This window comes from Allomuricauda sp. TY007 (genome assembly GCF_010468565.1).
GTDB lineage: Bacteria > Bacteroidota > Bacteroidia > Flavobacteriales > Flavobacteriaceae > Flagellimonas.
This window is the reverse complement of the sequence record NZ_WUEG01000006.1, coordinates 56981-82701: the sequence shown is the minus strand read 5'-3', so window position 1 is coordinate 82701 and position 25721 is coordinate 56981. Positions and strand designations below refer to the sequence as shown.

Sequence of the window (25721 nt, the reverse complement as noted above, 5' to 3'; positions counted from 1 at the left end):
CAATAATCGAACAATCAACATGAATAATATAACATCCCAAGGTTTCAAGGTGAAATGGGACGAAGTCGAAGAAAATCTCCATAGTAAAGGATATGCCGTGGTTCCCGGTTTTTTGGAACCAAACATTTGCAATGACCTAAAGGAATTATACGATCAAAAAGAAAGATATAGAAAGACGGTGATTATGGAGCGTTATCGTTTTGGTCTGGGAGCGTATAAATATTTTGATTACCCCTTGCCCAAGATGATCCAAAACCTTAGAAGTGAATTATATCCACATCTTATCCCCATTGCTAACCTTTGGATGAAAGCTCTGAAAATTGAAAAAACTTTCCCGGAAACCCATCAGGAATTAATTGCACAATGCAAGGAACAAAACCAGTTAAAACCCACTCCCCTTATTTTAAAATACGGTAAGGGAGGTTTCAATACCCTACACCAAGATTTATACGGGGAAGTCTATTTTCCTATCCAAGCAGTACTTTTTTTGAGTGACCCCAATATAGATTATGAAGGAGGAGAGTTTGTAATGACCCAGCAGACACCCAGAGCCCAATCAAAGGCTATAGTGTTGAGGCCCCAAAAGGGTGATATGCTATTGTTCACCACCAATTTTAGGCCTGTAAAAGGAAAGAAGGGGTATTATCGGGTCAATATGAAACATGGGGTAAGTGAATTGCACCATGGCGAAAGATATACGTTGGGGATTATTTTTCATGATGCCATCAGTTAAGATGATTTACCACCACGCCAACCTCAATGAAAAAGAAGTTAGAAACTTAATCCGAAAGGGCGAAATCGTATTGGCAGGACATAAAAGGTTGAGAATTTATGGTACCTTGAAGTGTGCTTCGGGCAAGCGAATGAAAAGGGAGAACAGAGTTTTCTTCAAAACTGAAAACGAAGCCCGAAAATTGGGATTCAGGCCTTGCGGACATTGTATGAGAGTAGCATATAAAGCATGGAAAGATGGATTTGTTCACCAATCAGATAAACCCTGAGAAGAATTGGCTGCCAAAAGATGGTGTGGTCAATTATTATGGTCCAATCATGAAGCATGAGGAAGCCAACCGATATTTTCAAGAATTATGGGATACCATTGCCTGGAAGAAGGATGTTGCCTTGATTTATGGCAAACGGATAGAAACCAAGCGAAAAGTGGCATGGTACGGTGATGAACCTTTTGAATATACCTATTCCAATCACACCAAAAAAGCATTGCCTTGGACTCCAGAACTCTTGGAATTAAAAGCATTGATTGAAAAACGAACCAAAGAGACCTACAATTCTTGTTTGTTGAATTTATATCACTCGGGGGAAGAAGGTATGGCATGGCACAGTGATGCCGAGAAAGATTTGAAGAAAAATGGAGCCATTGCTTCCCTGAGCTTTGGAGCGGAACGAAAGTTTGTTTTTAAGCATAAAGAGTCCAAAGAAAAAGTAGGGTTGACCCTCGATCACGGAAGCCTTTTGGTAATGAAAGGGAGTACCCAATCACATTGGCTGCACCGCTTACCACCAACAAAGTTGGTGAGGACACCGAGAATCAACCTTACGTTTAGAACAATAGTTAGTGTTTAGTTATTGGTCTGCTCCATCTGCCTTTGCCCTGTCAATCGTGTATTGAGCAACTTCTCGTCCTTGGTCTGTGCCCACCGTGGCGTCAAAACTCCAGTGGATACCACCATATACACGGGAAATTGCGGCTTCTTCTGCCCACGCCCTCATTTGTTCGGCTTCTTCAGGGAAAATATAGGCCAAAACTTCGGATGCTGCTGCGGAGAAAACACTATGTCCGGAGGTATAACTCGGAAAATTAGGCGTTCCTGCAATGGTTTCAAATCCTTCGATCAACTGTATAGGTCTTGGGTAATGATAGTAATATTTGGCGTCCCAGCAACTGATACCGGAATCCATGATGGCCATGTTCATGTAAGCCAAGGTTCGGGTCGTTTGTAACGGGTTTAACTTTTTCTCCACAATCAATTCGTTTGCAATACGGTTCCAATGCCCTGGTGGGGTGTATGTTCCTAATCCATCTTGCCAAAAATTGGCTATCCTCCGTTTTTCATCGGTCATGTTTTGGGCATAATCTTTCAATAGTTCCACATCGTCCAATAATTCTTGGGAGTTCAGACCAGGAGGGGCTATCGGGCGTACACTTTCCACATCGTCAATGCTCCACATGGTCACTTGGCTAAAAAGCGGGGTCAAGCCTACGGGACGTTCTGGAATCTCTAAATTGTCCCAAGCCCATCCAAATCTATCGTAAGCGGCTTGTTTAATGGAATCCGATACGGCTTTTGGCGTCTGTGCGTTCTTCATGCCATCGTTGGAAGCCCTTGTCAATGCAGTTTCCGAAACGGCATCGCCAATAACTGTTCCCGCATTAATGTCACTTGCTACATTTCCTCCCGAAAGCATAAGGCTTTCCAGATGCTCATCTTCCATTTGCTGAAGGTATTCGGCTTCAAGAGGAAACATGGCTGTTAGGATATTTTTGGATGCCCTGGCAATAACTGCTCCATCTGAAGGGTACGAAGGAATGTCGTTTTCTTCATAAGCGTATTCGATATTTTCATCCACAGCAAAAGGAGCGGCTCTATTGTATTGGTATTTATGGTGCCATGCTGAGATGAGTCCATCAAACTGGGCCACGGACATATACGCCAATGCCCTACATGCATAAGGCGGGTGGGCAAAAGGGAATGCTGGTGGACCTTCTGGATTGGCAGGGTTGGGCAAAGTATAGGTGCCATCTGCATTGGGGCCAGGTATTATGTTGTACTTGGCAATGAGTTCCAATGCGATTTCGTTCCATCTTACTGCTGGATTATTGGTCCAATACCTAATAGCCCTTTTTTGGTCGGAAGTTATGTTGGACATAGCTTCTTTTACCTCGTTTAATTCATTTTGATAGGCTTGTGAATCAGTAGCCTCTGGAGCCGGTATCTCAATGGATGCACCGGATTCTTCAAGGACCGGGACCCAATTTCCGCCATCTTCATCGAGTTCGGAATATGCATAGCCCTCGTAAGGGATGTACTGAGGTGTGTCTTTCTCGCAAGAAGCCAAAAGTATAAGGCCAAAGGCTATAAAAAGTATGTATATTTTATTGTTCATCGGTAGTTTCAGTTTGTTTCTTGATTACATTGAATTGATAAGTCAGTCCAAATCCTGTATTACTGAATTTAGGAACGTTTCTTCCGTTGACTACCCGGTTATGGTAGGCAACCACTCCTAAACCTTTGATGGATTTAAAAAAGTACTGTGCGGAGAAGCCTATTCTATCAAACTCAATTTTGTTGGTGGGCTGTGCCGCATTGTAAGCTCGTATGTCGTCCCCACTGGTCGAGGTAAGATCGGTATAACTTAATTCCAGTTTTAAAGAGGTGTCAAAAAGCCATTTGCCAAGAATGGCCTCGTAGGTCCATGCGTTGGGTACGTCCATCCAAGCGGTGTAATAGCTGCCATTGTTGTAGTAATAGTCCCGTTCGGCCTCGGTATAGCCCCGCCAAAGATGTGCAACGGATGCCCTAAAGTAGAATTGGCTGCTCAACTCATACTGACCGATGGCACGCAAAGAAAATTCCGGTGCTCCAGCACCAATGCTATATGGCCTATAATCTGAAAGATAGTTGGTGAAAGGGGTCGAAAATCCCGCTGTTGCAAGGGCAGTAAGTTTTCCGGTTCCTACATCACTATGTATGGCCCGGTATTTTAGGGCGAAGCCAATGTCCTGAAAACCTCTTGCCCCAGCGAACTTTCCCCCGTTGGGTTCTGAAGATTCGGTTTTTACATAAGGCAGGCTTACATAGAAATTAAGGTCGTCAAGAATACCAATGGCCGCCATAGGAAGTACGGTGTTTCGGTCTACAGTGGCTATGGTTTCATTGGATCTTAGGTATGAGCCCTCCCAGTATCGGTCAAAAGTGCCCATATCATAAGAAAAAAGAACGCAAATGTTCTTGGAGGGCATCATAAGGGCATCGGAAGGTGTTTGTGCATCCAATGGGGTGGCTAAAAAAAGAAGTGCCAAGAACCCATAAAGTGCTAAAACCCTATCCTTTTTAAAAGCGTAAAAGCAAAGGCGTTTGTTTAATTTCATAAATTGGAATTGGAAGGTTTATTGAATTGGTTAACTGTTGGTTTTTAATTGATGTATTGATTCTGAAAATTTAGGTGGCTAAAATAATAGGTGCTATAAAGCAGAGGGATTAAGGAGTTCCCAATAATTATTATGGAAAAGGTAAAAGGATTGTGAAAAGGTTAAATTGGATTATAGAAAAGTAAAATGAATGACCAATGTTAGGTGTAAGGCTTAATAAAAGTCAAATAAGAATGCACTTTCCATGACATTACCGTATAATGGAGATCATGGAAGATAAAGATTTGATAACCTTTTAAACCTAAAAAATGGATAGTTTGCATTACTTTGGATGTAATCAAAACAAGTACACAAACTCATGAAAAACATTTTCTTTGTTCTTTTTGCTATCGGAACAGTTCTAAATAGTCAAGCACAGACAATCGACATCATTTCTTATAACATTAGATACGATAATCCAGATGATGCTCCCAACAATTGGGATAACAGAAAGGAGTTTCTTATTTCACAGCTCAATTTTTATAATCCAGATGTATTCGGTATACAAGAAGGGTTGATTCATCAAGTTAAGCAAATAGATGAAGGTTTGGAGGACTATGCCTATTTCGGAGTAGGCCGCGACTACGGTGATGAGAGAGGGGAACACACGGCCGTTTTCTACAATGCGGAGCGGGTTGAGCTCTTGGAAGAATCCACATTTTGGCTATCCCTTACCCCTGAAAAACCATCAAAAGGATGGGATGCTGCTTTGCCCCGAACTTGCACTTACGGAATTTTTAAAAACAAAAGTGATGGTGTCAAATTTATGGTGTTCAATACGCATTTTGATCATGTCGGGGTAAAGGCACGCGAGGAAAGTTCCAAGCTCATCCTTGAAAAAATCAAGGAGTTGAATACCGAAGGCTACCCAGTAGTGGTTACTGGAGATTTCAACTTGGAAAGCAATAGTCCAGGTGTGCAAGTTATATTGACGGAAATGGCGGATACCCACATTGCCGCTGGTGCGAATGCCTTTGGTCCAGAAGGAACCTTTAATGGGTTTGAGTTCAACAAGCCCGTAAAACGCAGAATAGATTATATTTTCGTTTCTGATGAATTCGAGGTGTTAAAAAGTGCTATTCTCAGTGACTCCAAAGATGCACGCTACCCATCAGACCACCTTCCAGTTTTTGCCCGATTGAAATACTGAGTTCGGTCAATATATCGGGAATTGTTTTTCTTATTCAGAATAAGAATCACCGCTCCTTATTTATACTGATTTTAAGTAATCTCAAAAAACCTAAAAACAATGTTAATTTTTAACAGATGTTTGAGTTTACGGTTCGATTTGTTGCAAGAAATAATTAACTTCAAAGGAATTAATCAACATCATGGCGAAATTTACACTTAACATCAACGGAACAAAACAGGAGGTCGATGTGGACCCGTCTACACCGGTACTCTGGGTTTTAAGAGACCACTTAAACTTGGTTGGAACAAAATACGGATGCGGAATAGCGCAATGCGGCGCCTGTACCATTCATTTAGATGGTACGGCAACAAGAGCTTGTATGCTAACCGTTTCATCGGTGGGTAACCAAGAAATAACAACTATTGAAGGATTATCCAAAGAGGGTGATCACCCAGTTCAAAAAGCTTGGTTGGAAGTTGATGTGCCCCAATGTGGGTACTGTCAAGCAGGTCAAATTATGACAGCTTCCGCACTTCTGGATAAAAATCCAAATCCTACAGACGAAGAAATTGAAATGGCCATGAACGGCAATATCTGCCGTTGTGGAACGTACACAAGAATCAAAAAAGCCGTGAAACTAGCGGCCAAATCATAACCCATAAAACTAGGATCATGACACTTGTAAAGACAAAAATAGGACGACGTGCCTTCATTAGGAATACAGGATTGGCTAGTGGTGGACTTGTTATTGGGTTTAGCTGGTTGGCTTCTTGTAAAATGACACCTGAGCAGGTAAATAGCCTGCCCGATGAGTGGTTCGAACTCAACGGTTTTCTCAAAGTAGGGGATAATGGTATGGTGACTATCATGTCACCCAACCCTGAAATTGGTCAAAATGTTAAAACATCCATGCCCATGATCGTAGCCGAAGAGCTAGATGTGGCTTGGAAAAATGTATTGGTGGAACAAGCACCACTGAACACAGATATTTTCACCAGACAGTTGGCAGGTGGTAGCCAGTCCATCCGACAAGGATGGGAGAGTTTGCGAATGGCGGGGGCTACTGCAAGACAGATGTTGAAAGAGGCCGCAGCACAAGCTTGGGGCGTTTCGGCAGATGAAATTACGACCAAAGATGGTATACTTACCCATGAAGGAAGTGGAAATTCGGCAGGTTATGGAGAAATGGCCTCAGCTGCCACAAGTATTGAAGTGCCCGAAGAAGTCCAGTTGAAAGATAATGGGGACTTCTCCATAATCGGTACGGACAAGAAGAACGTGGATGGTAAAAAAATCGTTACCGGTAAGCCATTGTTTGGATTGGATGTATATAAAGAAGGAATGTTGACGGCCATGATCGTGCATCCGCCAGCTTTTGGAATGAAATTCAAGAGCATGAATGCAGAATCGGTAAAATCCATGCCCGGAATAAAAGATGTCTTCCATTTTGAGGCCTACCCCGAAGATGTAGAAAAACAATGGTCAGATGGAGGTGCTATTCCAGAACTGGTTGCCATTGTAGGCAATAGTACATGGGAATGTATGCAGGCCAAGAAAGCATTGAACGTGGAATGGGAAGAGGTATCTAAATTGGAAAGTACCTCTTACCATGATGAAGCGCTTGCATCACTTTTGGAAAAGCCCCAAGAAGAACCAGCAAGAAAGGATGGAGACGTGGATGCAGCTTTCAAAAAGGCGGCAAAGATTGTGGAAAGTACCTATTCAGCACCCTATTTGGCCCATAATACCATGGAGCCTATGAACTTTTTTGCACACGTTACACCAGAAAAGGCAGAATTGTTGGGTCCAATTCAGACTCCAGAATTTTTAGAACAGACATTGGTATCCAGATTGGGTATGCCGGCAGAAAAGATAGATGTAATGATGACCCGTATGGGTGGAGGTTTTGGCCGTCGCTTATATGGAACTTTTGCAGTGGAGGCAGCCGCGATTTCCCAGAAAATGAATGCTCCGGTGAAATTGGTGTATTCCAGGGAAGATGATATGACCCAAGGTACCTACCGACCCTCTTACAAAGTAAAATACAAAGCAGGTCTTGATGAAAACGGTAACCTGATTGCATGGCATGTGCGCGGAGCAGGTACCAATGATGACTTAATTTTTGAAAACCGCTTTCCAGCAGGAGCTGTTGATAACTATTTGGCAGAAAAGCATAGCTTGGAAACCAATGTGACCACTGGAGCTTGGAGAGCTCCACGTTCCAACTTTATTGCAGGAGCCGAACAAGCGTTTATGGATGAAGTAGCTGAGGCTGCTGGTAAAGACCCTTTGGAATTCCGTTTGGAACTTTTTGATAGGGCCATCAACAATCCTGTGGGCGACCCAGAGAAAAATGATTACGACCCACAACGTTATGCGGGAGTGCTAAAACTCGTCAAGGAAAAATCTAATTGGGATGCCGAAACAGGCGAATCCCGTGGTGTAGCAGCATATTACTGTCACAATTCCTATGTAGCCCAAGTATTGGAATTGGAAAATGGCGGCGGAGATATACCGAGAGTTAATAAAGTTACCTGTGCCGTGGATTGCGGTATCGTAATTAATCCATTGGCCGCAAAAAACCAGATTGAAGGTGGGATAATAGATGGTATTGGCCACTCAATGTACAGTGCGTTGACTTTCGAGGAGGGTAAACCAGAACAATCAAATTTTGATACCTATCGTCTCATGCGCAATTCCGAAGCACCAAAAAATATTGAAGTATTCTTTGTGGACAATGGAATAGACCCAACTGGTTTGGGAGAGCCTTCCTTACCACCTGCCATAGCCGCATTATCCAATGCATTGTACAAAGCAAAAGGAAGACGTTTCTACAAACAACCTTTCATTAATGACAAACCGCCGTTAGTAGGTTAATCACATTGATTTAAATAATAGAGAGAAGCTGGTCAGTAGATGTTTTTTACTGGCCAGCTTTCGTTTATAATTACTTTTATTTTGCTTTTTTTGATGTAAAGTACAGATATTCAATAAAATATACCCAATAAAAAATTTTGTAAAAAAAGTTGCAGTATTGGATTTTTAGTTATGTTTGCCCCATAAATGAGTCCACCGAATATGGACGCATTGCCTATAAGCTTTGAAGACTTTTTTCATGTCCGGGCTTTTGGGGATAAGAAAGTCTACCCAAAAAGCCGTCTTAAGATCAAGACACCGGATATACGGGCTGACTTTCGAAGAGCTACACCATTTTAACCGTGATTTTTCACGGACTCCCTACTTTGTACCCTATACCATTTTTGAATTTCGTATCTGAAAACATTGATTTTCAAGCCTCCTATTTTATTAATATCTTATAATACAATTACGAAATTTAAATGAAAACGAAATACATCGACTTAATCGAGCAGACCTATGATTTTCCCCAAGAGGAATTTCAGTTGGAAGACAATAAATTACAATTCCACGGAATAGACCTTTATGGTTTGGTGCAACGCTACGGAACACCTTTAAAGTTTACCTATTTGCCCAAAATATCCGAGAATATCCAAAGGGCGAAGGGTTGGTTCAATACAGCTATCAAAAATCATAACTACCCAGGTAAGTACCATTATTGTTATTGTACCAAAAGCTCACATTTTGAGCATGTTTTGAATGAAGCCCTTAAAAATGACATTCATATAGAGACTTCATCGGCTTTTGATATCAATATTGTTGAGCATCTGAAGCGTGCGGGCAAAATCACAAAAGATACCTATGTGATCTGTAATGGTTTTAAAAGGGATCAATACATCCAAAACATTGCGAAGTTGATCAATGAAGGCCATCGAAACTGCATCCCGATAATTGATAATTACGAGGAAATTAATTTGTTGGGAGAAGTAATTGATGGAAAATTCCAGATCGGAATCCGAATTGCTTCCGAAGAAGAGCCCAAGTTTGAGTTTTATACCTCTAGATTGGGTATCGGCTATAAAAACATAGTGCCTTTTTTCAATCAATCCATAAAACCCAATAAGCAAGTTGAATTGAAGATGCTTCACTTCTTCATCAATACAGGAATACGGGATACGGCATACTACTGGAACGAACTTTTAAAGTGTTTAAAGGTGTACATCAACCTAAAAAAAGTGTGTCCAACCTTGGATAGCTTAAACATTGGTGGCGGGTTTCCGATCAAGAACTCCTTGGCCTTTGAATACGATTATGAATATATGGTAGACGAGATTATCCATCAAATTGCCCAGGCATGTGAAGAAGCAGGCGTGGAGCCCCCAAATATTTTTACTGAGTTTGGAAGCTTCACCGTTGGGGAGAGTGGTGGAAACATTTACGAAGTACTCTACCAAAAACAACAGAACGACCGTGAAAAGTGGAACATGATCAACTCATCTTTTATAACCACCATGCCAGATTCTTGGGCCATTAGCAAAAGGTTTATTATGCTGGCCATTAACCGTTGGAACGATGAATATGAGCGTATTCTTCTGGGAGGACTTACCTGTGATAGCGATGATTATTATAACTCGGAGCAGCACATGAACGCCATTTATCTTCCCAAATATAGAAAGGACAAACCCCTTTACATTGGATTTTTCAATACAGGTGCTTACCAAGAAACCATAGGAGGTTTTGGCGGATTGCAGCATTGTTTGATTCCCCATCCCAAACACATTCTCATTGACAAAGATGAGGAGGGGAATATAAAAACATCGGTATTTGCAGAACAACAAACAGCTGATGAGTTTTTGTCCATATTGGGATACGGAAACTCAAAACCTACTGATGTTATGGTGAAAGCCAATGATTTATCAGTACCAAGCAAAAATTGAAAAAGGAATTATAAAAAAATGAAAACAGAAAGAACATACGCCGGTATTCCAAAAGAATACGGCACGGCCGAAAAAGCCAAAGTAGTATTGTTGCCAGTACCTTATGATGGTACGAGTACTTGGGGAAAAGGTGCGGACAAAGGTCCCGAAGCCTTTTTGGAAGCCTCGGAAAATATGGAGGTTTACGATATTGAAACGGATAGCGAAGTTTATAAACAAGGGGTTTACTTGGCGGATGCCATAGAAGATTTTGCATCGCCCGAAACCATGGTAGCAGCGGTACACAAAACCGTGAAAGAGTACATCAACCGGAACAAATTGGTGACCATGATAGGAGGGGAACATTCCATTTCTATTGGGGCCATAAGGGCTTTCAACGAATGTTTTGAAGATCTCACCGTGCTTCAGATTGATGCACATGCCGATTTGCGCAAAGAATATGGAGGCACTAAATACAATCATGCCTGTGCCTTATATGAAGCCAATGAAACCACAAATTTGGTACAAGTAGGTATTCGCAGTATGGATCATGCTGAGACCTTGGTGATGGACAGGGACAAGGTGTTCTTTGCCCACGAAATGGTTTCCGATGATTTTTGGATGGATTCCGCCCTCGATTTAATGACGGACAATGTGTACATCACTTTTGATTTGGATGCTTTCGACCCATCCATATTGCCATCAACCGGAACACCGGAGCCAGGCGGACTCTTGTGGTACGAAACCCTTGAATTTTTACGAAGAGTTTTTAATGAAAAGAATGTTGTTGGTTTCGATATTGTGGAATTGTGTCCAAATGATGTCGATAAATCATCAGATTTTTTGGCAGCAAAGCTCTACTACAAAATGTTGAGCTATAAATTTTCAGAAAACAACGATTTCACGGAATAAAGATTTGAAGCAAATACACAGTCTTCGAAAATTCCAAAAACATAGTAATTACAATGAGTAACAAAGGAGAAATATCACAATTTATACAAAAATACTTTTTGCACTTTAACTCCGCCGCTTTGGTGGATGCGGCCAAAGGCTACGAAGAGCAGTTGAACAAAGGTTCCAAAATGTTGGTTTCCTTGGCTGGCGCGATGAGTACGGCCGAATTGGGCAAAATATTTGCGGAAATTATCCGTACCGATAAAGTTCATATTATATCTTGCACAGGGGCCAATCTCGAGGAGGATTTAATGAACCTAGTGGCACACTCCCACTACAAAAGGGTGCCCAACTATAGGGATTTGACCCCACAAGAAGAGTGGGACCTTTTGGAAAAAGGTCTAAACCGAGTAACTGACACCTGCATTCCCGAAGAAGAAGCCTTTAGAAGGCTGCAAAAACACATTTACGACATTTGGAAAGAGGCCGAGGCCAATGGAGAACGTTATTTTCCGCATGAGTTTATGTACAAACTCCTGCTTTCGGGTGTTTTGGAGCAGTACTACGAAATAGACATAAAGGACTCTTGGATGTATGCGGCAGCTGAAAAGAACTTGCCCATTGTGGTCCCCGGTTGGGAAGACAGCACCATGGGCAACATTTTTGCCAGCTACGTGATCAAAGGAGAACTAAAGGCCAGTACCGTAAAATCCGGTATAGAGTACATGACGTTTTTGGCCGATTGGTATCAGAAAAACTCGGAAAACGGTATTGGATTCTTCCAAATTGGTGGAGGTATCGCGGGAGATTTCCCTATTTGTGTGGTACCGATGCTCTATCAAGATCTGGAACAGACAGAAACGCCATTTTGGAGCTATTTTTGCCAAATCAGTGATTCCACTACAAGTTACGGGTCATATTCAGGAGCCGTTCCCAACGAGAAAATCACTTGGGGCAAACTGGATATTGACACACCCAAATTTATTGTAGAATCGGATGCGACCATTGTGGCGCCTTTGATTTTTGCTTACCTATTAGACATGTAGCCATGAGAAAAGGACAAATACCAGTTTTAAAACGAGTGATTGTAGACTACAAAAAGTTAGATAAAAACATGCTCAACCTTCTTGTGGAAAAATTTCCCGATGGATACGATGATGATGACATTGTTACCTACCGGAACGCCAATAATGAGGTAGTGGAGTGTGTTGAGGTCCGTACCGAAGACACCGCCTATTTGGTAAAAGTTAGCAAACGCTTAGTGATGGCCATGGAGGATTTTGATGATTCGGACAACGATGATAGCGAAGACTCAGATTTGGATACCGATGAGCTTGAGGCTTCGGAAGAAGAATAATGTTAACTCAAAACACATTTTGCCAAAAAAGTGGTCATTTCGAGTGGTTTTTTGAACCTAAGTTCAAAAAAATGTATCGAGAAATAGACCTTGTTCTCGACCTGCCACCGACAGGCAGGTAATTTTTCCTAAAGGGAAAAATTCGAACTGACTGGTTTTAATCATATTAATAGCTTACCAAAATGGAATCAAAGGCAATGGCTCTGCACTTGGCAGCGAGTATCAATATCCCAGCTTGCAGGAAAGCTTTGGTCAAGGAACTTGTTTATGGTGATAGGGATGAACTTTTTTATTCGGATGCATCACGTTACCTTTATGTCTTCAGATACGGTGTTATATCCTTTTTTGGATACAGTGAGGCGGACATAAGCCAACTTTTGGGCGAAATCAAGCCTTTTGGCAAGGAATGGAAGGAATCCTACATCACTGAAACCATGGATATGGAATTGGTGAACGATCAGGAAGAAGCAATCATTGACCATGATAAGGTAATATTGCCGGAGTCCAATGTAGAAGGTATTCGTTTGGCATTGTTGCATTTGTCGCAATCTGTGGCTCTGGATTATTTTGAGGGACTATCGGAAGAGGCCATGAAAGAAACCCGACAGCATACCACATATTTGGAGCAAAAAGGAAAGTTGGACATAGGAGGGAGAAAGTTGAAAAAACATATCGCCAAAGTATTGAACATTAACAATCAAATTTCCGAAAACCTCTATATTTTTGATTCCCACGAAGTAGTTTGGGAAGATTTGGAGCTCGACCGATTGGACAAAGGTTTAAAACAAATCTTTGACCTAAAGGAAAGGTACCGAAATATAAAGGAACAGGGCAATGTGATCAAGGAAAACCTCAGTCTGTTCATGAATATTATGGACCATAGGGAAAGCAGCAGGCTTGAGTGGATCATTATTATCTTGATTTTGGTCGAGGTTGTGGACCTGTTCATTATGCGATTAATTAGTTAAATACATATTTGTTTTGAACGATTTTAAAATTTTGGGCAGCGAAGAATGGTGCCAGTTTGATGATTTGAGAATTCCAGCCATAAAGGCCAGAGTAGATTCCGGAGCAAAAACATCATCCATCCAAGCCAGTAAGATTAAAATTTTTAACAAAGGCCTGGAAGAATGGGTTCGTTTTGAGGTAAACCCGGTTCAAGACAATAGAAGTATATCTATCTTATGCCAAGCTAAATTGGTCGATGTGCGTAGCGTAAAAAGTTCGCAAGGCATTGCAGAGGAACGTCCCGTAATCAAGACCAATGTAAATATTGCGGGCAATGTCTTTGAAATTGAGCTGACTTTGGCCAATAGGGATACCATGGAGTATCGAATGTTGCTTGGCCGTGAGGCGATCAATGGACGATATTTGGTAGACCCATCCCAAAGTTTTGTGCAGGGAGATATTTCCGATGAGGATTTGGAACAGAAGTACCAACCCTTCACAACGGAGAAAAAGGGGCTTAGATTGGGGTTGTTGGCCAGTAACCCAAACCTGTACAGCAACAAAAGAATTATTGAGGCAGGCGAGATGCGGGGCCATAAAGTGGTTTTTTTGAATGTGGAGCACGTTTACATGAAATTGGATGCCGCAACTCCCGAGATTAGATACCGTGGCGGAAACATTTTGGATAAGTTCGATGCCGTGATTCCAAGAATTAAACCCGCCGTTACTTTTTACGGTTGTGCTCTTTTAAGGCAGTTTGATACATTGGGGGTGTATTGTTTAAACTCTGCTGACTCCATTGGTAGATCCAGGGACAAGCTTTTTGCATCACAATTGTTCTCCAAAAACGATATTCATATACCCACTACGGGCTTTGCCAAATCCCCGATGGATACCAAAGACCTTATTCGTATGGTAAGTGGAGCCCCGCTCATAATTAAATTGTTGGAGAGCACCCAAGGAAAAGGGGTGGTCTTGGCCGAAACCAATAAAGCGGCGGAGAGTGTGATCAACGCTTTTAAAAGTGTACAGACCAATATTTTGGTACAAGAGTTCATCAAAGAAGCCAATGGACACGATATTCGTTGTTTTGTAGTGAACGGAAAGGTGGTGGCCTCCATGCAACGTACTGCAGAAAAAGGAGAGTTTAGGGCCAATATCCACCAAGGTGGGGCAGCATCAAAAGTTAAGATAACCCCAGAAGAGCGAAAGTTGGCCATTAAATCTGCAAAGGTCTTTAATTTGGATGTTGCAGGGGTTGACCTTATCCGGTCTAACAAAGGCCCCTTACTTTTGGAGGTGAATTCTTCGCCAGGACTTCAAGGAATTGAAAATACTACCGGAAAGGATATTGCCAATGTAATGATCGAGACCATCGAGAAAAAATTGAAATACAAGCAATAAGGCCACTGATTTTACTCAATTATTTGAATTTCAAACAATTATCACATTTTAGATATATTTTCCTACACAAGGCTTCAAAAACACGAATATAAATTGAAAATGGGCATCCGTAAACGGAAAAGCACCATTCGTTAATTGTACCCCTTCCAAATCAAAGGACAATAGTATGTTTGTTCCAGTTAACGCAAAGCTTTACAGCTTGAGTTAAAACCTTTAAAATAGGATGGGGTGATTATAGGGTACTTTGTGTTCTTTACCTATTATCTTATTTATAACAAGGTTTACGTTGCTCCAAGGGGTTTTTGAGGTTGAGCCCCTTGGTTGTAACGGTTTTCTAAGATCAAATTATGTTCCCATAAATTTGACCTACTTTTTCGGAAAGGAGCCGTTTTTTCGGCTCCTTTTTATTTTAGAAATATTCAAAGAGCTTTAAAGGGAAAAATCATTCACAATTGTTCACATCTTTTAAGAAAACATGAAAATGCCATGGTGTAAGGTTTTGGACAAAAAACCTACTTTTGTAAAGTAACATATCAGGAAGAAGATTTATGTCAGAACAAGTGGAAAGAATCAAAACATTGATCATTGGATCAGGACCAGCCGGTTATACCGCGGCCATTTATGCCTCTAGGGCAGATTTAAAACCAGTAATGTACACCGGAATGGAGCCCGGTGGGCAATTGACCACTACTACCGAAGTGGATAATTTCCCAGGCTATCCAGAAGGTATCGATGGCCCAACCATGATGATACAGTTGCAACAGCAGGCAGAAAGGTTTGGTACCGAGGTGAGAATTGGTATGGTAACCGCTGTGGAACTTAGTGATGAGGTTGGTGGAATACATAAAATTACAGTCGACGATTCCACCCAATTGGAAGCTGAAACCGTGATAATCTCAACAGGAGCTTCCGCCAAGTACTTGAATATACCAAGCGAGCAGCGACTAAGGGGCGGTGGAGTATCGGCCTGTGCGGTTTGTGACGGTTTTTTCTATAAAGGTCAGGATGTGGCCATTGTGGGAGCTGGGGATACTGCGGCAGAGGAAGCATCCTATTTAGCCAATATATGCACAAAAGTGACCATGTTGGTCCGTAAAGACTACATGCGGGCTTCCAAAGCCATGCAGCATCGTGTAAATAGTTTGGACAATATTGAAATCCGATACAATACCGAAATAGATGAAGTTTTGGGAGAACAGGTTGTGGAGGGTGTTCGTGTGGTGAACAATCAAACTGGTGAGAAAGAAGAAATACCAGTTACAGGATTGTTTATCGCCATTGGGCATAAACCTAATACCGATATATTTAAGGGACAATTGGATATGGACGAAACAGGCTACATTATTACTCAGCCAAAATCTACCAAAACAAACAAACCAGGTGTTTTTGCCAGTGGCGATGCGCAGGATAAAATATACCGACAGGCGGTTACTGCTGCAGGAACTGGATGTATGGCCGCTTTGGATGCAGAGCGTTACTTGGCTTCGGTAGAGAGCAAAGAAGTATTGGCATCATAAGTAGTAGTTTGTACTAAAAATTTAAAAGGCACTGAAACTTCAGTGCCTTTTTTGTTGATTGTAACTCAATCAATCCGCTTGTAATTTTCTGAAAAAGTTCTGTTGCCATCCGAGTCAACTGTAATTTGGCTGAATGTATTTTCTTTTAAGATGAGCTCAAAAGTGAAGTTTCGCATGGTATCCAGAGCTTTCATCATCTCGTCGTCACCATACTCAATTACCTCGATCAATGAGCTGTCCGTTATTTTGTATGAACCATAGCCAAATCTACCGTTAGGGTCGTCCGGTACATATCGGGTCCACATAATCTTTTCTTTGGAATACATTTTAACCTGTCTGTAACCGTCAGATTTTATTATGGTATCTATAACATTTTCTCCGTCATAGTTATAAAAACTTTGTAATTCCCAAGTACCTTCAATAGTTGGACTGTTGGGTTTTTGTCCATTAAAGCTTCCTGTAAGCAAAAAAACAAGAATAATAGTGAAAAGTAAAACTGATTTTTTCATAATGCTCTACTTTTAAAAGTGTTAGAATATTTAAAAGATAGCAATAATTTTTGTAAAAATTAAGAATTTAGACTTAAAATGTTAACATTTTGTCAAGCTAAAGTGCTATGGAGAAGAATTTTTTTACACTAAAAGTCTGGTAAAAAAAAACGTATTTTTTAAAAGGTTTGCCAAGGATTTAAAAATTATTGACTGAATAGAGTTAATATTTATGAATTAAACATTTTTTGGATTAAATGTTTGATTTGTAAAAAAAATTGAACAAATTTCGGGTCTATTAACACAAACTTAAGTAATGAGAAACATTTATTTGACAATTATTGCAGTATTTTCTTGTGTTGCTGCATTTGGTCAGACCGTTACGGGTACAGTGTCCGATACTTCGGGTACACCTTTGCCCGGCGTGACCATTGTGGTAAGTGGCACAAACACCGGAACAACTACAGATTTTGATGGAAACTATTCCATTAGCGCCTCTAGCGGGCAGATCTTGAGATTTTCTTATTTGGGAATGAAACCAAAAGAAGTTACCGTAGGTACTCAAACGACTATCAATGTGTCTTTGGAAGAAGATGCAGAACAATTGGGGGAGGTTATTGTAACAGCTTTTGGAATATCCCAAGAAAAGAAATCGTTAGGTTATGCAGCGCAGAGTATTGATGCGGAAGCCATTGCCGACACAAAGCAAACCAATCTTGTCAACTCTCTGCAAGGACAAGTTGCGGGTGTGCAAATAACTAATTCGGGAGGTGCACCGGGACAAAGTGCTAGAATTATCATTAGGGGAATCAATTCATTGGATCCTAGCGCAAACAATCAACCACTTTTTGTAGTGGATGGCGTGCCTATTGACAATTCGACTGTTGAATCTCCCAACACACCAAGGGGGCTTTCTAATAGGGCAGCAGACATTAATCCAGCAGATGTGGAATCCATGTCCGTATTGAAAGGTGCTGCAGCAACGGCCCTTTATGGGGTGCGAGCTGCAAATGGCGCGGTAATTATTACTACCAAGAAAGGTGAAAAAGGTAAGGTAAGCATCAATCTTAATACTTCCGTAGGATTTGAAGAACTTAATCGTTTGCCCAAGCTCCAAAAAGAATATGGGCAGGGTTTTAGCGGAGAATATGATCCTTCAAGTTTTTGGCCTAGTTGGGGAGCGCCAATAGATGAGGTTGCCCAAACTGAACCAGGGCATAAATACCAAGATAATTGGAATAGGGCATTTGATACAGGTGTACGAACAGATCATAGTTTAAGTATATCCGGAGGCGGTGAAAAAGCAACGTTTTATGCATCCTTGGGTCGCTTGGATCAAAAAGGGATTATTCCTTTTAGTACTTGGGATCGGACTACTGCTAAAATATCGGGAACGGTCACAATGAACGAAAAATTCAATTTTGGTGGTTCCATAAACTATTCCAACTCAGGAGGAAACAGGGTTCCTCATGACCGTTTTATGGAAAGGATGATGTATTGGGCGGAAACCCAAGATGTAAGGGATTATATAAATGAAGATGGAACCATGAAGACTTATGGGAATACCAATCCTATTTATGATGCTCGTTTTAGTACCTATAAAGACGATGTAAACCGGATTATTGGTAACCTTAACTTCAATTATAGTCCATGGGAATGGTTGACCCTTTCGTACAGAATAGGTACCGACTTTTATAGTGACTCCAGAACGGAGATTACTCCCGGACCTAAAGGAATTGACGGTGAAGTGCCCTTGAGTTCTGAAGGCTATTTGGAGGAAACACGGATAAACAGTAGGGATATTACTTCTAATTTTTATATCACACTCAACAATAAGTTTGGTGAAGATTTTACCACTACTTTGCGCTTGGGGAACGATATATTTGAAAGAAAATATGATCGAATAACTTCAAGAGGAGAGGTTTTTATTATACCTGAGTTTTATAACCTCAATAATACAAGCAGGATATTTTCGGAGCAAGGAAAGAGTATAAGAAGATTGGTTGGTTTTTATGGTGATTTAATGTTAAACTATAAAGACTATCTATTTTTAAATGTAACGGGCCGTAATGATATTTCCTCAACACTGCCCAAGAACAATAATTCATTCTTTTACCCCTCCATTAATCTGGGTTATGTGTTTACAGAGCATCTGGATGTTCCTACATGGTTCACTTTCGGAAAAATAAGGGCATCTTGGGCACAAGTAGGTAAAGACACAAACCCTCATGTACTTGGAGCAACATTTGTTTCACCAGACCATTTTCCACTGGGCGGCCAAGTTGGATTTAGCCGTAATAGTGAATTTGGTGACCCAATGTTAAAACCTGAATTGACTACTTCAATGGAATTTGGGGCACAGTTATCTTTTTTTGATAGTCGATTGGATTTGGATTTTACCTACTATAAATCCAATGCAGAAGATCAAATTATACCAGTTCCCATTTCCGATGCTACAGGATTTTCCTCATATATAACCAATGCCGGGGAAATACAAAATAGTGGATTTGAATTTGTACTTGGCGCAGATATTGTTCGTAATGAGGATTTTACTTGGAAAGCGACCGCCAACCTGTCGATGAACAACAATGAGGTAAAATCAATAAGGGAAGGTATTGATGAGATAGTAGTGGGCAACCAGTTTGGTTATGCCGGAAGTACTGTGACCATGAAATTGATAGAAGGAGAGGCCTATGGAAATTTGTATGGTTCAAGCTATGAAAGATACGGAGCAAACGAAGAATCTATTTTTCTCCAACGTAATTTGCCGACGGTCATAGGGGATGATGGCTTTCCCGTCCGTAATGGAGATCAACTTATACTCGGTAACGCCGTTCCAAAATGGATAGGAGGCTTAAGGAATCAATTTACCTATAAGAATTTTGAATTGAGTTTTTTGGTCGATTTTAGGGCAGATGTAGATCAGTATAATCAATTTGACAACTTTTTGTCAGCGTTTGGTAAAAACGAGTATACTTTGGCAAGAAACGATTTTCGTGTCTTTGATGGTGTATTGGCCGATGGCACCCCAAACACCCAAGAAGTATGGCTTGGACAAGGTGTGGGACCGGATGGTAGAGATTATGGTGCCGGTTTTTGGAGAAATGCATATAGAGGAATAAGTGAGAATTTCGTTCAGGATGCAAGCTTTATTAAGCTAAGGAATATTTCGTTGGCCTATAACTTAAACGATAAAGTGCTTTCAAAACTGCCATTTACATCGATGAGGATTTCATTGGCGGCAAACAATATTATTTTATATTCCCCATGGGATGGGTTTGATCCTGAATCATTCTCTGCTGGAGCAGGCGGGAATGCCATAGGGTTCACAGGTCTTGGTTTTCCAGGAACCCAGAGCTATTTTCTAACGTTAAACTTTGGACTATAAAAACAGGAATGATGAAAATAACGAAAAAAATAGTGAAGAATTTAGGTTTGTTTTTGGTTTTGATGGTAGTTTCATGCGACTCCTATTTAGATGTAAACGAAAACCCTAATAACCCTGAAGATGCCCCTATCTCGGGATTAATGATCAATACTACCTATGAATCTGCAAAAAATATTTTTAGGGTAGGGGATATTACTTCAAATTATGTACAGTATTTAGCTTCACCAAATCCAGCAAGTGCTTCTGATACAATGGAGCCTGTAAGTAACAACAATACTTGGTTCAATATATATAATGTGATGACCGATTTAACAGTATTGATTGAAAAAGCAGAAGAACAAGAAGCGAACCATTATAAAGGGGCTGCGCAAGTCTTAATGGCATTGAATCTAGGAATGGGTGTGGATATTTTTGGCGATATGCCATATTCAGAAAGCTTTACTTTTGAAACCGTTACCCCTTCTTATGATGACGATGAGCAACTTTATGCCACGATTATGGGCTTTTTGGATGAAGGGATTAATAATCTCCAAGGAGAAACAACCGTTTCAATGGGAGAGGATGATTTTATTTATCAGGGAGATACGGCAAAGTGGATAGCCTTTGCCAATATGTTGAAGGCACGGTACATGATACATACCAAAGAAACTTCTAGTTACAGTGCTTCAGAAGTGTTGGCTGCTACCGATAATGGATTCCAATCCAATGATGACGATGCAAAGGTCGGTTTCTTTGAACAGGACATCAACCCATGGGCAGATGTTGCAAGGGATAATGCCGATCTTTTATTGGGAGGTTGGATATCCGAACAATTTATTCAAGCTTTGGATGGTACGTCCTATCCTACGATTGATCCTAGACTAGGGCTAATGGTTGGTACAACAGATGATGATACCTTTGTTGGTACTGTAAATGGGGCCGGTAGGGGAAATGCTCCTGAGCAAGGAGCAAGGTCAACATTAGTAGAAGATCAATATTATACAACTATAACTTCTCCAATACTTATAGCTACTTATAGCGAACAAAAGTTTATAGAGGCAGAAGCCGCGTTTGAAATCGACAAGAGCAGGTCATATCAGGCATATTTGGATGGAATAACCGCACATATGCAAATGCTCGAAGTCCCACAAGAGGAAATCGACTCATATCTTGCCGACCCAAGTGTTAGTATGGGGGAAGGAGCGTTTACTTTAGCGGATATTTTCAAAGAAAAGTGGGTGGCTTTATTTTTACACCCTGAATCTTGGAACGATGCTAGAAGGTTTGATTACCAGTATAAAGATATGGACGTGCCTGTTAATTTAAATCCAGATTTGAATGGTCAGTTTATAAGAAGATTGCCATATCCAGACAATGAAGTAAGCAGGAATGGACAAAATGTACCTGATGTAACGCTTCTTGATCGAATTTTCTGGGACGAATAAACATGTTTAGGTAAGAAACCTTGATCTAAAATCAAAGGCCACCCAATTTTGGGTGGCCTTTATATTTATAGGTTTATACAATATTAAAAAACATTCTCCTTGGTCAGGTACAATAACCCTTCCCCCGTTTCATTTAAAATTCGCTTGGTACGTAGGTAGCGGTTGTAATTGTACGCATCAAAATTTTCGGCGTTTTTATCCATAGTACTTATATGAACATTTCCAGCCGAGTGAATGAACTGGTTGTCCCCAATCCACATTCCCACATGGATAACGCGTTCCGAAGTGGAATCAGTGGCTTTGCGTCCAAAGAACAAAAGGTCTCCGGCAATCAGTTTGTCAAAATCTTTGGAATTATCTATCAAAGTGCCTTCATGTATTTGTTGTGAAGCATCACGTGGAATGATCATTCCATTCATTAAATAAACAGTTTTGGTAAAACCACTACAATCCACACCTTTGGTGGAAGTACCTCCCCATAAATAGGGGACACCGAGCATGGTCTTGGAGGTCTCTACCAAACTTTCTTTGGTAAAGGCCAACTTGGATTTCCATTCATCAAAACTATCCGCTTCGTCCTTCAGCAGGTACGCTTTTCGTCCGTCCGGGTATTTTACCTCATAAAAGTCACTATCTTCGGTAACGAGGCTAAAAATATTACCGGCCACCACATCGGAAACTGCATCGGAGCTTGCATCTGCTTCGGTGTATGACTTTCCATATGTATCCGTGTAAATTACCTTATCTGTGGCCTTCCATTCATCAAATTCCTTCTTGGTCATTAATTCAATACCCCCAGCATCTACCCATCCGAGATAGTTGTCCGGAGTTTGTATATGGTACCAGCTTCTTTCTTTTTGATATACGTTAAGAGGCATTCCCAAAGTACCCTGTGTGACCAATTCGGCAGAATGGGCAGGTTTTGACCTTAGGTTGGCAACAGAATTATTGATTACCCCATAAATCTTTCCCTCTAACTTTTCTGAAGGCAATACCTCAATACTATCCGTATACTTTATATTTTGGGAATCCAACTCTTTTTTAAAAGTATCCAACGCTTCTGGAAGGTTTGTTTTTCCCTTTAGGATGTAGCCAGAAGAATTCCCTTCCGATTGAATGTCAAAAAGAGCCACTCGTTTATCGGGAGCATAGGTTTCCCGAACGGAAGAAATAATTTGATCTAGCTTATTAGGCTCTGTGCTTTGCTCTGTTTTACAGGCTGAAAAAATAAGGACAACCAACATAAAGAAGCAAACCCTATTATTTTGGAAAGATGGAAACTTCATAAAATAATAATGTTACTTTATTTAATGCATGCAAAATAACCAATTTATGAGATATAATGATCAACCCAAGAGGGTGTTCAAACAATTGACCAATTGCAGAACATCCTCTTTTTTATGGTAAGCACTAAGCACAATACGGCTTATTATAGGGCCATTGGCGTCTGGATAATTAAAATTGGTGAAAACAAATCCTTTTCTGTTCAGGGACATTGTCACTTTGGTATTTTCGAATTCAAAAGTGGGATGTCCTTCCATATGGGTAAAAAAGGAGGGACTTTCTAGTATGGATTTAAAATAACGGTAGTTGTCCCTGAGTTTTTCCAAGCGTTCGGAATATATTTCTCTGGCACCCAACAGCGTTGCCATAAAAGCAGGAGATGCAGGGCTTGCTCCTCCATAAAAAGAAGTGGATTCCAACATTTGTATGTCCTGTATAGCACCAAAAACAGCCCCTGCCTGTATGCCCAATGCCTTGCCCAACGAACAACAAACCATTAGTTTGGCGGGTTTCAGTGCTTTGAGCACATTAAAACAACCATTTCCGTTTTCTCCAACAATGCCAATACCATGGGAATCGTCTCCGATTAAAATCACCTTGTCCAATGAGAGGTTTCTCAAACCCTTGAAGTTTGGAAATTGTTCACCGGAAAAATCAATAGTGTCAAAAAGTACAACGGGCATCAGTTGGTTTTTGGCAATTTCTTTTGATACCAGCTGCTCCAATTCCTCCCAACCTTTGGTTTTAATTATCCTACTGGTGCAAAGTGCGGCATGTGCATGTGGTGCGGCAATTACGGTATGTCCTTTCTCTATTAGGGTCTGAACCACCAATTGTGCCGCCAAATAACCGCTGGACATGGTCAAACAACGTTCACTGCCCGCCCAGTTAGCCAAATAATTTTCAGCTTCTTCGTAAACACCCAGTTTTACATTGGATTTTCTGGAAGCACCATAATGCATTCCATACTTGGAGACATTTTTTAAGTACAGTTCCTTGAAGGGGGCGTAGTTTTGTAAACCTAAATAGGAGGTGCCCCCAAAATATAAATGTGGTTTACCATCAATCAATATCTCTCTATCGGGTATACTTTGAATTTGGTAAGCCATTATAGCAGTTCTATTCCGCTTCCTGGTAGTTCAGGAAAAATGACTTTTCCGTTATCCAGAATTTCTACACCTTTGGCTATGTCTCCTTTTAACAACATGGCACCATCCATATCCACATAATCCAATTGGGGCAACAGTTGGGCAATGGCAGAAATACCAACGGTAGATTCCGTCATACAGCCCACCATAAGTTGCAATCCAAGCTCTCTACCTTTTTTGATCATCCGTCGTGCAGGTGTGAGGCCACCGCACTTGGTCAATTTAATATTGATACCGTGAAAATAGCCTCCGCATTGTTCCACATCGCTTTCTACGATGCAACTTTCGTCTGCAATAACGGGAAGAACGGATTGCTTCTTCACCAAGGCCATTCCTTCCCAGTTATCAGCTTTTAAGGGCTGTTCTAAAAACTCCACACCAAGTTCTTTTAATAAAGGGGCATTTTTAATAGTTTCCTCAGGGCCCCAAGCGCAGTTGGCATCAATTCTAAAAATGCTGTCAGTGTGTTTTCGCAATTCCTGAACAATTGCGACATCATCGGGGGTGCCCAATTTGATCTTATACAAAGGCCAAGGTTTTTCCTGGAGCTTGGCCACCATTTTTTCGATGGTATCTATACCTATGGTATAGTTCGTCATTGGATATTTTTCGGCAGATGTGCCCCAAAGTTCGTAGAGCGGTTTACCCTTTAGTTTGCCATACAAGTCGTTCGCGGCCAAATCCAAGGCGCAAAGGGTAAATTTATGGAGGTTCAGGGACTCTAAATGTTCGTAAAAGTTTTCAGGGGTGTCAAAATCGTATCCTTCTATTTGTTCCCTAACGGCTTCTATTTCGGCCATCATCCCTTCGATGGTAATCTTGTAATAAGGATTGGAGGTGGCTTCACCATAGCCTGTTTTGCCATTTAGCGAGAGGCAAACAATCAAGGTGTCTTGCTCATCTCGGGATTCTCTGGAGATAGTAAAGGTATGGGCCAGTTGAAGCACATATTTTTTTAGTGTTATCTGCATGGGCTAACTAAAATTAAATCATGCTAAGATAGGGCTTTGAGCAAACATAATAAAGGCAAAAGCCCACTGAAAACTCAGCGGGCCTTTGCATATGTAAAGGGAATTGGATTAATATTTGCGCACGCTTCCCGAAACGGATTTTTTGGTCTGTACGCTGGCATCGCCTGTGTACTTGATATCCGCTCCGCTGCTCGCATCTGCTACCAAAGACTCCGAAACATTTACGGAGATATCGGCGCCGCTGCTCGCATCTGCGTTACACCTTTTTACCATAAGGTCTTGCGCCTTAATGTCGGAACCGCTACTGGCATCAGCAAAAAGTGCATCGGCCTGTCCAGAAACCTTGATGTCGGCACCGCTACTGGCATCTGCAGAAACTTCTCCGGCTTCAACCTCTAGCTGTATGTCCGAACCGCTACTGGCGTCCAATTCTATGTTATTGGATTTTATTACACTTTGGGCAATAAGGTCTGCTCCGCTCGAGCTTTCCAAAGCTGTAATCTCTGGTAAGGTTACATAAACGTTTTTGGTAGCTCTACCGATATTCTCGATAGCGTGGATTTTTAGTTTACCATCTCTTATATCTGTTCCAATAAGGTCGATGATGTTCTCGTCTGCCTCCACGGTAATGTTGAAGTCGGACCCTTGGGTCACGAAAACGTCGATCCCTTCCGATGCGGATACGATGTCGAAATCTTCTTTTACATCGCGGCTTTCTTCCACGATTTCGCCGTTGCCTGTTTTTCCGTTGCCGAAGTTCATATCCATCATGCATGAGGATGCAAATAAGGATAGGAGTGCGGCGATGGCTAATCTTGCTAGTGTTGTCATGATTGTTGTTTTTTTA

Annotated in this window: 22 protein-coding genes; 15 read left to right on the top strand and 7 right to left on the bottom strand. The window is 41.1% G+C overall.

Going from position 1 to position 25721, the window contains the following annotated elements; translation table 11 throughout:
- Positions 1-19 precede the first annotated feature (19 nt).
- From GO009_RS08210 to GO009_RS08200, 3 genes are read left to right on the top strand one after another with little or no spacing between them, the layout of a single operon-like run.
- Complete coding sequence (locus tag GO009_RS08210; RefSeq protein WP_163625730.1) at positions 20-733, top strand: 2OG-Fe(II) oxygenase; 714 nt, start codon at positions 20-22, stop codon at positions 731-733.
- Positions 684-1001, top strand: a complete 318-nt coding sequence (locus tag GO009_RS08205) for an Ada metal-binding domain-containing protein (RefSeq protein ID WP_306770398.1) — start codon at positions 684-686, stop codon at positions 999-1001. Before GO009_RS08210 ends, GO009_RS08205 begins: the two co-directional genes overlap by 50 nt.
- Positions 970-1581: an alpha-ketoglutarate-dependent dioxygenase AlkB gene (locus GO009_RS08200; protein ID WP_163625728.1), complete on the top strand. Its 612-nt coding sequence runs from the start codon at positions 970-972 to the stop codon at positions 1579-1581. The genes GO009_RS08205 and GO009_RS08200 overlap by 32 nt, the downstream gene beginning before the upstream one ends.
- Here the strand turns inward: GO009_RS08200 and GO009_RS08195 are convergent, their stop codons facing one another.
- Together GO009_RS08195 and GO009_RS08190 are read right to left on the bottom strand one after the other, a co-directional pair.
- A complete protein-coding gene (locus GO009_RS08195; RefSeq protein ID WP_163625727.1) occupies positions 1582-3123 on the bottom strand; it encodes a phosphatase PAP2 family protein in 1542 nt (513 codons plus the stop codon). It abuts the gene before it with no gap.
- Positions 3113-4108: a transporter gene (locus GO009_RS08190; protein ID WP_163625726.1), complete on the bottom strand. Its 996-nt coding sequence runs from the start codon at positions 4106-4108 to the stop codon at positions 3113-3115. The genes GO009_RS08195 and GO009_RS08190 overlap by 11 nt, the downstream gene beginning before the upstream one ends.
- Before the next feature lie 358 nt (positions 4109-4466).
- On the opposite strand from GO009_RS08190, the gene GO009_RS08185 reads away from it, so the two are divergent.
- The 10 genes from GO009_RS08185 (at position 4467) to trxB (ending at position 16171) form a co-directional block, all read left to right on the top strand.
- Positions 4467-5297, top strand: coding sequence for an endonuclease/exonuclease/phosphatase family protein (locus tag GO009_RS08185; protein ID WP_163625725.1), 831 nt, complete (start codon positions 4467-4469; stop codon positions 5295-5297).
- A 181-nt stretch (positions 5298-5478) separates the two neighbouring features.
- Positions 5479-5934, top strand: coding sequence for a (2Fe-2S)-binding protein (locus GO009_RS08180; RefSeq protein ID WP_163625724.1), 456 nt, complete (start codon positions 5479-5481; stop codon positions 5932-5934).
- A 17-nt stretch (positions 5935-5951) separates the two neighbouring features.
- Complete coding sequence (locus GO009_RS08175) at positions 5952-8156, top strand: molybdopterin cofactor-binding domain-containing protein (RefSeq protein WP_163625723.1); 2205 nt, start codon at positions 5952-5954, stop codon at positions 8154-8156.
- A 461-nt stretch (positions 8157-8617) separates the two neighbouring features.
- Positions 8618-10072, top strand: a complete 1455-nt coding sequence (locus tag GO009_RS08170) for an arginine decarboxylase (RefSeq protein ID WP_163625722.1) — start codon at positions 8618-8620, stop codon at positions 10070-10072.
- An 18-nt stretch (positions 10073-10090) separates the two neighbouring features.
- The gene (gene speB / locus GO009_RS08165) at positions 10091-10963 is read left to right on the top strand and encodes an agmatinase (protein ID WP_163625721.1); all 873 of its coding nucleotides are present in this window, start codon (positions 10091-10093) and stop codon (positions 10961-10963) included.
- 53 nt (positions 10964-11016) lie between these two features.
- Positions 11017-11991 carry a deoxyhypusine synthase family protein gene (locus GO009_RS08160; protein WP_163625720.1) on the top strand — a complete coding sequence of 325 codons (975 nt, stop codon included), beginning with the start codon at positions 11017-11019 and terminating at the stop codon, positions 11989-11991.
- A 2-nt stretch (positions 11992-11993) separates the two neighbouring features.
- On the top strand, positions 11994-12302 hold the full coding sequence (locus GO009_RS08155; protein ID WP_163625719.1) for a hypothetical protein: 309 nt from the start codon (positions 11994-11996) through the stop codon (positions 12300-12302).
- A gap of 182 nt (positions 12303-12484) precedes the next feature.
- On the top strand, positions 12485-13270 hold the full coding sequence (locus tag GO009_RS08150; protein WP_163625718.1) for an RMD1 family protein: 786 nt from the start codon (positions 12485-12487) through the stop codon (positions 13268-13270).
- A gap of 13 nt (positions 13271-13283) precedes the next feature.
- Positions 13284-14654 carry a 30S ribosomal protein S6--L-glutamate ligase gene (gene rimK / locus GO009_RS08145; protein WP_163625717.1) on the top strand — a complete coding sequence of 457 codons (1371 nt, stop codon included), beginning with the start codon at positions 13284-13286 and terminating at the stop codon, positions 14652-14654.
- A gap of 548 nt (positions 14655-15202) precedes the next feature.
- Positions 15203-16171 carry a thioredoxin-disulfide reductase gene (trxB, locus tag GO009_RS08140; protein WP_163625716.1) on the top strand — a complete coding sequence of 323 codons (969 nt, stop codon included), beginning with the start codon at positions 15203-15205 and terminating at the stop codon, positions 16169-16171.
- A gap of 65 nt (positions 16172-16236) precedes the next feature.
- On the opposite strand, the gene GO009_RS08135 is transcribed toward trxB, so the two are convergent.
- A complete protein-coding gene (locus tag GO009_RS08135; protein ID WP_163625715.1) occupies positions 16237-16680 on the bottom strand; it encodes a hypothetical protein in 444 nt (147 codons plus the stop codon).
- A gap of 295 nt (positions 16681-16975) precedes the next feature.
- On the opposite strand from GO009_RS08135, the gene GO009_RS08130 reads away from it, so the two are divergent.
- Both GO009_RS08130 and GO009_RS08125 read left to right on the top strand, forming a co-directional pair.
- Positions 16976-20047 (top strand): SusC/RagA family TonB-linked outer membrane protein, encoded by a 3072-nt coding sequence (locus GO009_RS08130; protein WP_163625714.1) that lies wholly within the window; start codon positions 16976-16978, stop codon positions 20045-20047.
- Between the two features lie 11 nt (positions 20048-20058).
- Positions 20059-21471, top strand: coding sequence for a SusD/RagB family nutrient-binding outer membrane lipoprotein (locus GO009_RS08125; protein ID WP_163625713.1), 1413 nt, complete (start codon positions 20059-20061; stop codon positions 21469-21471).
- Positions 21472-21554: 83 nt separating this feature from the next.
- Here the strand turns inward: GO009_RS08125 and GO009_RS08120 are convergent, their stop codons facing one another.
- The 4 genes from GO009_RS08120 to GO009_RS08105 form a co-directional block, all read right to left on the bottom strand.
- Positions 21555-22757 (bottom strand): SH3 domain-containing C40 family peptidase, encoded by a 1203-nt coding sequence (locus GO009_RS08120; protein ID WP_163625712.1) that lies wholly within the window; start codon positions 22755-22757, stop codon positions 21555-21557.
- A 60-nt stretch (positions 22758-22817) separates the two neighbouring features.
- Positions 22818-23864 carry a pyridoxal phosphate-dependent aminotransferase family protein gene (locus tag GO009_RS08115; protein WP_163625711.1) on the bottom strand — a complete coding sequence of 349 codons (1047 nt, stop codon included), beginning with the start codon at positions 23862-23864 and terminating at the stop codon, positions 22818-22820.
- Positions 23864-24874, bottom strand: coding sequence for a dipeptide epimerase (locus GO009_RS08110; RefSeq protein ID WP_163625710.1), 1011 nt, complete (start codon positions 24872-24874; stop codon positions 23864-23866). The genes GO009_RS08115 and GO009_RS08110 overlap by 1 nt, the downstream gene beginning before the upstream one ends.
- Positions 24875-24982: 108 nt before the next feature.
- The gene (locus tag GO009_RS08105) at positions 24983-25705 is read right to left on the bottom strand and encodes a head GIN domain-containing protein (RefSeq protein ID WP_163625709.1); all 723 of its coding nucleotides are present in this window, start codon (positions 25703-25705) and stop codon (positions 24983-24985) included.
- Positions 25706-25721 lie beyond the last annotated feature (16 nt).